The sequence below is a fragment of the Grimontia sp. THUN1695 genome, assembly GCF_059704325.2.
In genome coordinates this window covers 587,063-600,099 of record NZ_AP046577.1, presented here as the reverse complement: position 1 = coordinate 600,099, position 13,037 = coordinate 587,063, and the positions used below count along the sequence as shown (strand labels likewise).

Sequence of the window (13,037 nt, the reverse complement as noted above, 5' to 3'; positions counted from 1 at the left end):
TTTAAAATATCTTAATATTGTATTTTTAGCTATTTTGGAAAATTTAAAAATCACTTTCGTTTCCAAATTTTAAAAAAAACTTATTATTCAAACTAAACTTCCTCTTTCTTTTTCAACCGATATGACTTTCCTAATCACTCGATTGGCAGCATCTCCATCTTCATTCCTACAAAAATCTCTCTTTAACTTAATACTACATTCTTGATGCAATTCCTCAAAAATTGCTGTGGCTAATGTATTTTCATTATTATAAACCTTAAAACCATATACTTCTGAAAGATCAAAGTACATTCCTCTCGTAGAATTTTTATAAAAATCATAATCTTTTGAAAAGATATAAATAGGTTTATCTAGAATAGCATAATCAAAAATAACACTAGAGTAGTCAGATATCAAACAATCCGAAACTAAAAAAAGTTCGTTAACTGAATCAAGTCTAGATACATCAATTAAATTTTTAATTTTTGGGATCGTAGATGAATCATAATAATGAGATCGAAAAAGAACCACAGAGTCTTCACCAACTGCTTTTGATAATTTTAAAAGACTGTCATACCAAATACTTTTCTCCTTTGAACGATAATGTTCATCTCTAAATGTAGGACAAAATAAAATAATTTTTTTAACTCCAACAAGATCTAGCTTTTTCTTTATCTCAAGTTTATAAATATTGTCATTTCGGTGTAGAAAAAGTTCATCGTTTCTTGGATATCCCGATTCAATGATCTTTGTTTTTTCGGTAAGAGAAAATGCAGATTTAAATTTTTCAGATGTATAACTAGATGGAGATACAATGTAATCATATCGACTCGAATCGAGCTTAAAAGCAAAATCTAGAAAACGCTTTGAGTGTAATGCATTTTTATCATATTCAACATCAAGACCAATTTTCTTAAGTGGTGTTCCATGCCAGCATTGAATGTATGTTTGATTCATCTTTTTTTTAAAATATAAAGGGATAACGCAGTTAGATATCCAAAATCTGGATCTTGCGTATGCTAGAACATAACTTGTAGTTCCTCTTCTTATATATTTAACCCTGGGATGAGTTAACAGATTGGTTTCCCTTTTTGGTTCATCGACAACCCAATAAAAAATATAATCTTCAAATTCAGACATATATTTTATGATATTGAAAATCGCTAAGGGACTATCAGAAATTTTTATCCCTTTGAATGATTCAAATACTATTGATTTCTCTACAGTTACATCTCGATATTTCAGCCAAAATAAAGTCATCCTCGCATAAATAGTTAACCATTTGACTTGGTAATCAATCCTAACCCATCTCATTATACGTTTTATAATTGTTATCATGCTAGCAGTCTCTCGCACTCACTAGCATAAGGATACATATTGGAGAGAATTTTCTCTAGGAATATATCTATGTCATCAGATTGGTTAAACCTTTCATCCACATCATTTATGCAAATAACTTTAGGTCGCCGTTTGTATCCACAAAGTAACAAGTATAATAACTTATGCTTGGCACTTTTATCAGCAAGATTTATGTAGTCATATCTAATTTTTGATTCAATACTTCTTTTTAGTATAATTCCGTAATGATGATGGAGAGATGAAACTATTGAATAATCATCGATGCTTCTTATTTTATTTTTTCTACATGTATTGAAAACATCTGGATGCTCAAGTTCAAGTTTTAACAGCACAGATTTTGACAATGCAATAGGTGTATGTTGAAATTTTCTGTTACTTGTATAATTGTAATTTTCATGCAAAAGCTTAAGATTATTATATGCAGAAATATCAACTGGTAGCGAGGTATTTGTTAGAGTTTCTGGAACAAATGTAGTCGATGATAAAAAAAATTTTGTTTTTTTATTTTTAAAATCGAAGAAATCAGTTTTATCACAAGGTCTAGTTAGCATAACATCATCATTCAAATATAGAAAAAAATCAGATAATCCAGGGATCCTATGCAAACAACTTTCGATAGCATGTGAATTAAAAACTGGTAGTACGTTAAGGTCAGGAAATATTTCCTTATGATCGATTATCTTAATCCTCTCTGACTCGATAAACCAAGAAGGAATCTGTTCATCAGTGACTATATATATATTTCTAACCCAAGGTGCATAAAGGAAAATAGAACGTATTGAATACTTAAGTTCGTCTCTGCTTTTATATCTACTGTCGATATTCGATGTTGGCAGTACATCTAACTTATCTAGTAATACATTATTCTTTTTTATTTTCCAAGATTTATCTTCTCCGTCAACCCAAGTATATACAATGTCAACCTCTGGTTCACACATATCACTTTTATTCTTATAAGATATAGATTTAAAATGAATTTTAATATCACTATAATCATATATTAGAAAACCTTTTGTAGAATAATATCTTCTTGAAATATAACATTCCTCAGCACAACTCATAAACTGATACTTTGATAGCTTACTTCCTTTCTGATTAAAAACTGAGAAGCCATTTTCTTTTAAAAAAAACAAGAATTCACAAATCTCGAAATGAGATAATCTGCTTAATATAATATTACTCCTATTAACTCCTATCTTTTTATTGAAGGATAAAATAAAATCAATCTCTTCATTAATTAAATTATCCACATTGGAAAAGTCAGTTAGCACATATCCTGACTTTTGATTGATAATACTGTTTACTACTTTGAATATAATATTTCTAAATACAAAGAATTTATCACGAAGCAAATGTTTGGCAATTTTATTTATAGTTTTCATTATCATATGTATGATTTATAAATTTTTCCACTTTCATTTTTAAATTATCGAGGGCTTCAGTACGATCAGAACCAGAAACGAATTCTACACCATCAGAGAAGAAGTATTTATTTCCACGATCTTGCCCCCAATAACTAAATCTTTTTAATGGATCAAATACATATGCAGGAGTACCATATGCTGCAGCTGCATCCATAATATTATTTGGTATGCATATAATTAGATCGAGTTCAGAGACTAATTTACCAAATAACAGCATATCATTTTTAAGATCGATATCTGGAGATTTTATTCCAAATTCCTTCAACAATTTTTTATCAGCAAAATAGTCCAAATTATAAAAATCTAAATTAGTATTTATAAGTAATTCTTTAAATGTATTATATGGTAAATTGTTGTATCCTCTGAGTCCTGTCTGGATACCCGTTCCTATACTTATTCCTATTTTAATACTATCTTTAGTATCCGAAATTTTTAATAAATTGTTATTCTTACAAGGCTTAAGCCAACCTTTTTTTCTATTTTTCTTTATTGTTTGTAATGAAAGTTTCTGACTATGAAATCTGTTATATAAATTTATCAGGTTATCTTTAAGATCACTGCCATACCATTTAGAAAGATTTTCTGGTAAATCTTCCGGTCTTTTTACCCCGTAAAATTTTAATCTTGGAAATGAATTCTCAAATACCTTAACAAATCTTTCATCGCAAATCACACCACTCAAATCTTTATAACATTCATAGCTACTTGATAATATATATGCATAATTAATATTCTTTATTGAACAAAAAAATAAATCATTTTCTGATTTATCATTACCAACATCAGGAAAAACTGTATAGCCATATTTAGAACGTTTATCAACCCCTAGAATTCCTTCATTTGAATTACCAAATAATATTTCAAAAAAAAATTCCACCCCCTTTTCTTTTGAGTAATTCCATACTCTTTCTCTGATCTGTCCTGTTATCAGGATCTTTAAACTTTCATGAGAAATCAAGGTTGATAATAATGTTGTCATTCGCCATAAAAAATAGTCTGTTTGGCTTTTTTCCTGTAGTATAGGTCGTAGATGTTTCACTACCTCTTTTTCTCCAGCCATCATGAATACTGCACCAGCCAGAGAGAAATTCAATCTTTCATTATGTGGATATTTATTTGTAAAAAATAATCCAATTATATATGCTGAATAATAATTCTGTTCTATTAAAAATTTCTTGCATGTAATTTCAATAGCTTCTGACTTAACAATATTGTTGAAATTATTATTATTAATTAACCAGATAGAAAAATTAAAGATATAACTTTTTTCTATAGTTCCAGAATCCACTTTTGCAGCTAAAAATTGCAAAAATTTTATCCTGTCTCCATCTGTGATATGAGTATCCGAATAAACACTAGTAATTCTCGGATCAAGAGAAATAGCTAGACTCTTTAGATAAAATAGTGATGGCGGAATTTTATGATTAATATAAAAAAATTTAATTGATTCATAATCACCAATTCGTTCTGCTATTTTCACTTTTACTTGTACATTATTAATCATGTCCAGAGAAATATTATTTTCATCAGCATATTCAATTATCTTATCAATCACTATATTTGCAGAAAAAAAACCCTCTCTTAACAATTTATTATCACTATCACAAACATATAACCATATATTATATATGTGTTTATTTATCCAATTTTCAAAATTTTTTCCTTCCCCACATCTAAGTAAAGAAAATGCAACCATTAGTGTGTTTTTATTAATATACGTTGAATTTCCATCACTGATATTTCTATATGTAGATATAAACGGCAATACATTTTCAAACAGACCAAAATATTTATGCAAAAATACTCTTTCACTAGCATTAAAGAAAGGAAATATTTTACCTAGTATTCTTTGAAATCTTAGTAAATCCAATATGATAAAGAAAAATTGAGCTTGCTTTCTGTTAGAATTTTCATTGAAGATGGAGCCTATTATTTGGGTTTTTATTTTTTTTATTACTCTCATTTATAGCCAGCCATCTGATTATATATTGACATTAACTTGGCCTGTTCACATAAACTACAAAGTGAATCTTCATCATTATCCAAAAAACTTTTAACTTGGTGATATAAGCCTGGTTTATATTCCATATCAAATTTATAATCCACTTCGGCATCACTAATAGACAGCTCTCCTCTTTTTTGAACTTTCAAAGATTCTACAGGTTGAAAGATGTATTTATTTTTCTTTGTTAATACTTCTAAACTCCATCTGCCTGCAGACTCCCAATTAGCATTATAGCTAAATAACGCCCCCGTCGAGGATACTCCTGCACCAGAAAATACAGAGCTACTCTCATGCCATCCAAGCGCACCTGAAATATAGCAGGATATATTTTTTGGCTTCCCTCCCAAGAAAAAAGCAAGATCTGTCACATGAGTTGAATTAGCCAGAAACCATTTATTCAATACATCTCTAGGTTTTTGCAAATGCTTGATGATGTGAGACCATTCAGTGAACTCGAAATGGAAAGAAGTAACTCCTCCCTCTCTTTGAATAAGTTCTTTTGCTGCCTGTACTGAAGAGTAAAAACGGCGATTGTAGGCGATATAAACCGCCACACTATGCTTTGTACTTAGTTGGCACAACTCTTCAATTTCTGCCAAGGTGGTAGCTCCTGGCTTTTCGACCAGAATTTTTTTTACCCCCGCTTTAATAAGCTGTTTTGTGGTTTCATATAGTTGGGCTACCCCCACACTCACGATTGCTGCATCTGCCATTTGTGAGCTCATGGAGATATGTTGTGCCAACCCACCACAAATAACTGGTTTTCCCGTTTTTTCAGTAAATGCTTTTGCAGATTCACTACCTCGGCCAATCACCTGATAAGTGCAATCTTGTGCATCTAGTACTTTTGCATAGTCAACCGACATCAAACCTGATCCAATTAACCAGATCATACCTACTCCAGAATTTTAAGTAATTGGGCAAGCGTTCAAATGAACGTTTAGTGTTTTTGAAAGGTGTTCTAATACCACCTTAATAAATGGTGTATGTAACGAACATGATTCTGCGAAAGGAGTCAATTGGCATTGATTCGATACTAGTAGTTCAGAAATATTATCTCCAGTCAGTTGACTTTGGAAAAGCGGTGTATAGCTATGCTGAGTTGAAACAGCACCGTTATTGTACAACCAGGTACCTTGCACTTCATTTATAATATGATGTGTATTACCGTTCTCAATGGTAACTTGTAGGCTTGGTATTAACGCTTTACCACTTTCGATTCGCAGTGTGTTGTTGCCAATGGCAAATTCAATCTCACCCATTATTTCATAAAAACCGATACGCTTACTTTCAATAATCTCTGAATCGAAGGCAACCTTAATCACATCAAGATCAGCTCTGTCTACTAAATATGAGAACAAATCGATGAAATGGACACTATTACAAGCCATACCCCAAGCATTGCCTGTCACTGTCATCCGAATAGGTTGACTCGTATCCAAGTGATGTTTGAGCTCTTGATAGGTGGGGAAGATGCGACGTGGGCAGTTAACCCAGCCTTGTGCTTTACATTCTTGAAGTAATGCTTGAATCTCTGAATAGTGCTCAACCTTCTGGAATAACACCTTTTCGAAAATAATATGTTTAACGCTGTTGTTATTAGTGATCAACAGTGCTTTAGTAACGTCGGCCCTTACTTGTGCGGCTGTAGCAATAATACAGACATCAAAGTTTTCAGATACGGGTAAATTTGTGCTATATCGTATTTGACTATTTTTATTACCCCACTTAACTTGTTTTGAACGCTCATCAGCGATGATTAGCGATTCTTGAGCTGGATCAACGACTACAATGTATAAACTTTCTTGCGCAACCAATGCACCTTGCAAATGCCGACTGCCTAGTTGTCCCGCTCCAATGATCAATAATTTACGCATTAGGTTCCCTATATTTTAAAACAGTTTCCGCAATCAGAAAGTCCAACTCATGGTCGATATCGATCGAGCGTTCATTATCCATTACATAGGCAAATATGTTTGAAGATAAAAAAAGCGAGTTTTCTTGGTAGAATCTGCTGACTCTTGTTAAGTAGATAGCACCATTAATTCTATAATAATTAGGCAGATCCTGACTTCTCAACTGACTAACTTCATGACGAATAAAATCTTCCATCGAACAATTTTCTGGTAACGTATTCACCCATAGCGGTGAGTGTTCACATGGGCATACTGACACAACGGCATCTGCTTCATTAATTTTAAGTAACGCAATAGCTCGTCGGATATCGTCGGCATTGCGAACTGGCGAGGTAGGTTGAAGCACCAGAACAAAATCAAAATCTTCGCCTTGCATTTTATAAAAGTCTAACACATGTCGAATCACGTCAGTGCTGGAGCTGGTGTCAGTTGCAAGTTCAGGTGGACGAATAAACGGAACATCTGCACCCGATTGTTTAGCGATCTCGGCTATAGTCTTACAATCGGTAGTAACCATCACATGGGTGATTTCTTCTACCACTAATGCAGCATCAATCGTCCATTGGATCAATGGTTTACCATTCAAGTTCTTAATGTTCTTACCTGGTAGCCTTTTACTGCCACCTCTAGCTGGAGTAATTGCTAATATTCTCATGAACTTATAAGCCTAATGTGAGAATATCAACTTGTGCACGTTTGTAATCATCTATACGGCCAATATCCAACCAATATTCATGAAATGGAAAGACATGAATATCCTTACCAATTTGCTCTTCAAATAAGGTCGGCATATCTAAGTATTCACCTTTAGCTACCGATGCAATCAACGACTTATTTAACACATAAATTCCTGCATTCACATGGAAACGATAAGTCGGTTTTTCAACAATACCCGTGATTTTAAGATCTTCCGCTTCAATCACACCAAATGGCACTTGATAATCAAACTCTCGTACACACATTGTCGCTTGAGATTTATTTTTATTATGGAATTCAAGAACATCTTCAAAATTAATCTTAGTTAAAATATCACCATTCATAACAATCACAGGCAAATCTGGTAAGTCGTCAGGCAATAAACCTAATGCACCTCCAGTGCCTAATGGAGTTTCTTCGTGAATATACTGAATCGAGACCCCCCAACGAGATCCATCTCCCATCACAGCATGGATCATTTCTGGCAAGTAATGTGTTGAAATATAAAAGTTGCTAAACCCAGCGCGAATAAAGCTTAAAATAACCGTTTCTAATATAGGTCGCTCTCCGACCTTAAGTAATGGCTTAGGGCAGTCATCGGTTAATGGCTTAAGACGACTACCAAATCCACCTGCCATTATAAATACCGGATTGGCATATTCCTGCTTATGAAGCAGGCCATGCAACGTTTCTAAGCCAATCACAATGCCATTACTGATAATAGGTATCGCGTGTAGTTCCTTTCTTTCCATCAAAGAGAGGATGCTCTCTCTTGTCCTACTAATATCAGCAGTCGTTGGATTGGCGTTCATCACTAAAGCGACACTGTCTTCTAAAGATGCATCTCTTAAGATGGCTCGACGAATATCTCCATCGCTGACAGTTCCTAGCAGTTTGCATTCTTCATCAACAACAAGAGCCAATTTCAAGGCTTGTTGATCTATCGTTCTTAGAACAGAACGGATCGACGTGATTGGTGAGACTAAAACCTTTTTCCAGTTATGACTCATGCGTGTGCCTTTTTTTGCTTAGCGACTATATTTGATAAATTTTACTGGTGTTGGACTTTGCGCTAACTGCCGATAATCCACTTCATCAGTAGCATTAAATCCAAGTCCCATCACTGTTTTCGTTGAAGCGATATTACTTTCAGCGATCCAAGCAACTTGTGTCTTAAACAAAGGCTCAATGCGCTCAAGACCAAGCTGAATCATTATCTTAGCTAATCCTCGCCCTGTATATTTTTCAGAGATACCGTAGGAAATTTCTACCGTGTTATTTGTGTAATCTTTATCTAAATATAAATATCCAACATTAATATTATGTTCTTTAAAGATATAAATATCTCTATTTTCATCTTTAATAATAGTATTGTAATGGTACAGTAATTTATTTTTATCTGGTGGTAATAAAAAACCAGACCAATACACACTTTGCTTTTCATTCTTAATAGAATAATAAAATAGGAAATCTAATTCATCAGCAATGTTTAATTCAAATTTCTCAAGTTTCATATGCAAGCTCTATAATGATTTTGCAAATATTCTCAATGTCATATCTCGTATATCTAGAATCTAAAGGTAGAGAAAGAATATTGTCGCTAAGATGATTTGAAACAATTGAAAGATGGGGCCAATGCACTGCTAAGAAAATATTATGTTTCATAAGTTTCTTTCTTACCTTATCACGTTTTTTTAAAAAAATTGGCAAGAAACTTGGAAATTCTGGTTCAACATCAATATAAAAATTGTCAGGTAGTAACTGTTTAGCAACAGCCAGATTATTCTGCCTGTGCAAGGTTTCTTCACTTATATATCTATAAAATGTATTCGCCAGCATGCAGCTACGTCCGCTAGGACGGTATATTCCTGATGAATCATCTAAAAGATGCTCAGCTGTAATAAATGTGCTTAAGTAAGGTGCTTCATCATTTGACTCACTAGAGAGATATCTTCTTTTAAGATCTTTTGCTTGATACTTGAGTTGTGCAAAACTTGTTAGATCATCAATAACAATATCGGCAAGTTCCCGATTTGAGATAATTTGGCTATAATCAGCTATAGGAGTTATTTTTCGTAAGCTATTGAAATAAACCCAATGACATGGATTATTAAATGATGGCCTGCTAATTCCAAAAACATCATCAATGATAAATGGAATTGATAAAGTAAAGAGAGCATTTTTCAGAGTCTCAGTTTGCTCGTTAAAATAACTAACCAAATAGACTGCATCAATATTTTTTAGCGAGTTAAGATCCAAGTCGATTGATAGATCATTGTTCACTCGATAAAAATATAATTCAACCTCCTTTTCTATTAATATATCTATAACTATTTGACAAATATAGTCAGGCACTAGTATATTTTTTTTCTTTAACCCCATTGACTCAATTGCCCATCTTAACGATGAGCGTCCTGAGTTAGTAATACCATAATAGAGGTTATCAAATATTAATTCTTGTTCACCACCAATCACTTTATGCCTAATATTTGACATCATAGAACTTCTTAGATTTCAGTTTATTAAAGTCAAATGATTTAATAATACTCACAAGTTTTCTTGAGCTATTTCCTTGACCATAAGGATTTATCACTTCACGAATTTTCTCTTTAAATGTATCGGTATAAATCATATCAATAGCATTTATAATCTCTTTTTTTTCAGCCTCTACATCAATTGTGCTCTCGGCACGAACTCTCCCCTTCTGACGAGAACCAATATTAATTGATGCAATATTAAAGCTTGGTGCTTCGACAATGCCACTCGATGAATTTCCCACTACAGCATCAATGTATTGCAAGGCTGACAAATATCTGAGCTGACCAAGTGAAGTAAACGCTATCGATTTGTCCTTGTTCTTTACCACAAATTGGTCAATCATCTTGTTTATCAAGCGCCCACCTACATCCGCATTAGCTTTAGTAAAAATGATTAAACAGTCATCCAACACATCTAACGCAGCTAAGATATTATTAAAATCTGCTTCAACCTTATCGAGCGACTGCGTCGTTTCTGGGTGGTATGTAAAAAGAAGGTTTTTCTTCTTCAATTTCACGCCGATTGCATCTTCAAATGCATTCCTTGATAACAATTTCATTCTCAGGATATTATCCAGCCCCACTTCACCAATGTTGAAAACACGATCCGGATTTTCACCCATCTGAATAACACGCTGGGAATACTCTTCCATCGCAGTGAAATGCAGTTGAGAAAGTTTTGTTATCGCATGGCGAATGAGTTCATCAATCGCACCTTCAGTTAGCTCTCCTCCATTGAGGTGTGCAACAGGAATACGTGCGATATTGGCGGCGGAGACAATTGGTATCAGTTCGTAGCGATCTCCTAGCACAACGACCAAATCAGGCTGTAACTCATCAAAAGCTTCAGCAAAACTGATTTGTGCCAATCCCATACTTTTACTCACTCCAACTGGTGTATCGGAAGAGAGTAATATTTCAACCTGTTTGTTCACACAAAAGCCATCATCAAGAATTTGCTGGTTTGTATAACCAAACTCAGGGGACAGATGACTACCCGTTGAGATAATCTGCAGCTCAAGCTTCGGATCATCTTTAATGTCTTCAAGCAGACATTTGAGTAAGCCATACTCCGCTCGTGTAGCCGTTACTACACATATTTTGCGCATTAGATCAGTTCCCCAATCTGGTAATCTTTCTTCGCTACAGAACCGACCACTTCATCCCAACGAGTCGGAGATATACCGTTGCCTGGGCGCTTGATTTCTAACATGTCTGCACAAATAGTGCTTCCTGCAACGATAGATTTACTAGCAACCAAACTTTTACGCACAATGTTACGATTTTCCTGCTCGGTTTTAGTTGGCACTTTCCAACCATTGCCCAGCGCTTGTTCTATATTACGGATCGCTGTCACCATGTCCGCCAACTCTTGTGGTTCAAGACTAGCTTTATGATCTGGACCCACCATGGTTTTATCTAAAGTAAAGTGTTTTTCTATCACGTTTGCACCAAGTGCTACCGCTGCAACAGGCACTTCAATGCCAAGGGTATGATCCGAGTAGCCAACGGAGATACCAGGAAACGCTTGTTCAATAGTTTTCATTGCCAATAAGTTGACGTCTTCCGGTGCAGTTGGGTAATCCGTTGTCGCATGCAAAACAGTGATCATATCAAGTGACAGACCTGCTTCTAGCAATGTCGCTATTGCGTGTTCTACTTCCGATAAGTACCCCATACCCGTTGATAAGATCACCGGTTTTGCAAAACTGGCGATATGACGTAAAAATGGTGTATTGGTTAATTCACCTGAGCCAATTTTGAATACTGATTGCAGACCATTTAAAAACGTAGCGCTTTGTTCTTCATCTGGCGTTGACATAAAGGTAACCCCTTTGTCATCACAGTACGATTTCAATTCCGAAAAATCACCGTAACTCAGCTCCAAACGCTTAAGCATTTCAAACTGTGTTTCTTCACATTCAGTATTCTCAACTTGGTAGTCAGCCATTTTTGCATCTTCGGTCACTAGCAACTCAGTTTGCCAGGTTTGGAATTTCACGGCATCGACGCCCGCTAATACAGCAGCATCAATTAACTGTTTCGCTAAATGCATAGCACCATTGTGATTAACACCGGCCTCAGCGATGATAAATGTCCTGTTTGCCATAAATACCTCTAGACTCGGTATAACTGAAATAATTTTGAAGCTTGGCACTGTGGATTTTTCTCGAGCCACAGTTGGTTTAATTGCTGACGCTTTTCAGGCAAGAAATCTAAGCCTGCAATATAGAAAGTCTTATTCAGCGGTGAGAACTTTCTTTTAAATTTAAATAGACTGTCTTCTGATGATGATGTACGCCCACCACCTAACATCATATATCTACACCCCAATGCCTTAGCATGTTCAAAAGCAGAATCTAATAGTAGGTAATTGCCATTTTCCTTAGTTAATTCCTGATTATTTGCCGAAAGATGGTAGTGTGCCAATTCATGGCCACACATAAAAAAACCAATCGACACATAGTTATCCTGCTTTTTCGTCGCCAGTAAACTTACCCCTTCAATCTGCATTAAGGCATCAAAGTACGATTCTTTAAAATAGAAGAACTCAGTTGCTGTATTCTTTTTCATCGTCTGGTAATACATGCTCATAAATTCACTCACGGGTACCTGCTTTGTACACACAGAGAGATTCTTTGCTGCTTTTTTAATGATATTACGCGTGGTTTTTGAATACTGCTTTCGACGCTCATCGCTACTTTGTTCAAGATCAACAATCACTACTTGTCGCTCTGGAGCATGCATATCAAAGAACTTGTTGTTTTCCGCAAGCGGGTTAAATGGATGAAAACGAATAAATTCACAAACGATATTTTGTTGTTGACAATAGTGACGGTATGCACAGAAAGCACGTTGTAAAAAATCAGGTTCATCACTGTTGGAAAGCGGTCCTCCGTAACCGTAGGGCGTTTCCAAATCATAGAGTTCTTCTTGTACTACTACTTCTGCAACGCTGACGATACGTTTCTTAAGTCCTGTGAACATAACATAGCATTCATTTTCTTGATAAGTGTATTCAAAATGCTCACAGTCCTTTTCATACAAAGCTGAGTAGGCTCGTTGATAGTAAATATCAGCCGATAAGTCTATGACAGAGTTTATAGTCATCCCTGCCCTC

12 protein-coding genes are annotated in these 13,037 nt (G+C 34.8%); all 12 read right to left on the bottom strand.

Going from position 1 to position 13,037, the window contains the following annotated elements; genetic code table 11:
- Positions 1 to 87 precede the first annotated feature (87 nt).
- The 12 genes from AC6IB1_RS06290 to AC6IB1_RS06235 are packed head-to-tail and all read right to left on the bottom strand — an operon-like array spanning position 88 to position 13,027.
- Positions 88 to 1,317, bottom strand: a complete 1,230-nt coding sequence (locus AC6IB1_RS06290) for a CDP-glycerol glycerophosphotransferase family protein (RefSeq protein ID WP_497568280.1) — start codon at positions 1,315 to 1,317, stop codon at positions 88 to 90.
- Positions 1,314 to 2,720: a stealth family protein gene (locus tag AC6IB1_RS06285; protein ID WP_497568279.1), complete on the bottom strand. Its 1,407-nt coding sequence runs from the start codon at positions 2,718 to 2,720 to the stop codon at positions 1,314 to 1,316. Before AC6IB1_RS06285 ends, AC6IB1_RS06290 begins: the two co-directional genes overlap by 4 nt.
- Complete coding sequence (locus AC6IB1_RS06280; RefSeq protein WP_497568278.1) at positions 2,704 to 4,725, bottom strand: hypothetical protein; 2,022 nt, start codon at positions 4,723 to 4,725, stop codon at positions 2,704 to 2,706. The genes AC6IB1_RS06285 and AC6IB1_RS06280 overlap by 17 nt, the downstream gene beginning before the upstream one ends.
- Entirely contained in the window at positions 4,722 to 5,660 is a 939-nt protein-coding gene (locus tag AC6IB1_RS06275) for a Gfo/Idh/MocA family oxidoreductase (protein ID WP_497568277.1), read from the bottom strand. Before AC6IB1_RS06275 ends, AC6IB1_RS06280 begins: the two co-directional genes overlap by 4 nt.
- Before the next feature lie 15 nt (positions 5,661 to 5,675).
- A complete protein-coding gene (locus AC6IB1_RS06270; RefSeq protein ID WP_497568276.1) occupies positions 5,676 to 6,644 on the bottom strand; it encodes a Gfo/Idh/MocA family oxidoreductase in 969 nt (322 codons plus the stop codon).
- Entirely contained in the window at positions 6,637 to 7,338 is a 702-nt protein-coding gene (locus AC6IB1_RS06265) for an acylneuraminate cytidylyltransferase family protein (protein ID WP_497568275.1), read from the bottom strand. The genes AC6IB1_RS06270 and AC6IB1_RS06265 overlap by 8 nt, the downstream gene beginning before the upstream one ends.
- Positions 7,339 to 7,342: 4 nt before the next feature.
- Entirely contained in the window at positions 7,343 to 8,389 is a 1,047-nt protein-coding gene (locus AC6IB1_RS06260) for a nucleotidyltransferase family protein (RefSeq protein ID WP_497568274.1), read from the bottom strand.
- A gap of 18 nt (positions 8,390 to 8,407) precedes the next feature.
- On the bottom strand, positions 8,408 to 8,893 hold the full coding sequence (locus AC6IB1_RS06255; RefSeq protein ID WP_497568273.1) for a GNAT family N-acetyltransferase: 486 nt from the start codon (positions 8,891 to 8,893) through the stop codon (positions 8,408 to 8,410).
- Positions 8,883 to 9,878 carry a pyridoxal phosphate-dependent transferase gene (locus AC6IB1_RS06250; protein WP_497568272.1) on the bottom strand — a complete coding sequence of 332 codons (996 nt, stop codon included), beginning with the start codon at positions 9,876 to 9,878 and terminating at the stop codon, positions 8,883 to 8,885. The genes AC6IB1_RS06255 and AC6IB1_RS06250 overlap by 11 nt, the downstream gene beginning before the upstream one ends.
- Positions 9,862 to 11,025 (bottom strand): UDP-N-acetylglucosamine 2-epimerase, encoded by a 1,164-nt coding sequence (neuC, locus tag AC6IB1_RS06245; RefSeq protein ID WP_497568271.1) that lies wholly within the window; start codon positions 11,023 to 11,025, stop codon positions 9,862 to 9,864. Before neuC ends, AC6IB1_RS06250 begins: the two co-directional genes overlap by 17 nt.
- Complete coding sequence (gene neuB / locus AC6IB1_RS06240; protein ID WP_497568270.1) at positions 11,025 to 12,026, bottom strand: N-acetylneuraminate synthase; 1,002 nt, start codon at positions 12,024 to 12,026, stop codon at positions 11,025 to 11,027. The genes neuC and neuB overlap by 1 nt, the downstream gene beginning before the upstream one ends.
- An 8-nt stretch (positions 12,027 to 12,034) precedes the next feature.
- Positions 12,035 to 13,027, bottom strand: a complete 993-nt coding sequence (locus AC6IB1_RS06235; protein WP_497568269.1) for a GNAT family N-acetyltransferase — start codon at positions 13,025 to 13,027, stop codon at positions 12,035 to 12,037.
- Between the last annotated feature and the right edge of the window lie 10 nt (positions 13,028 to 13,037).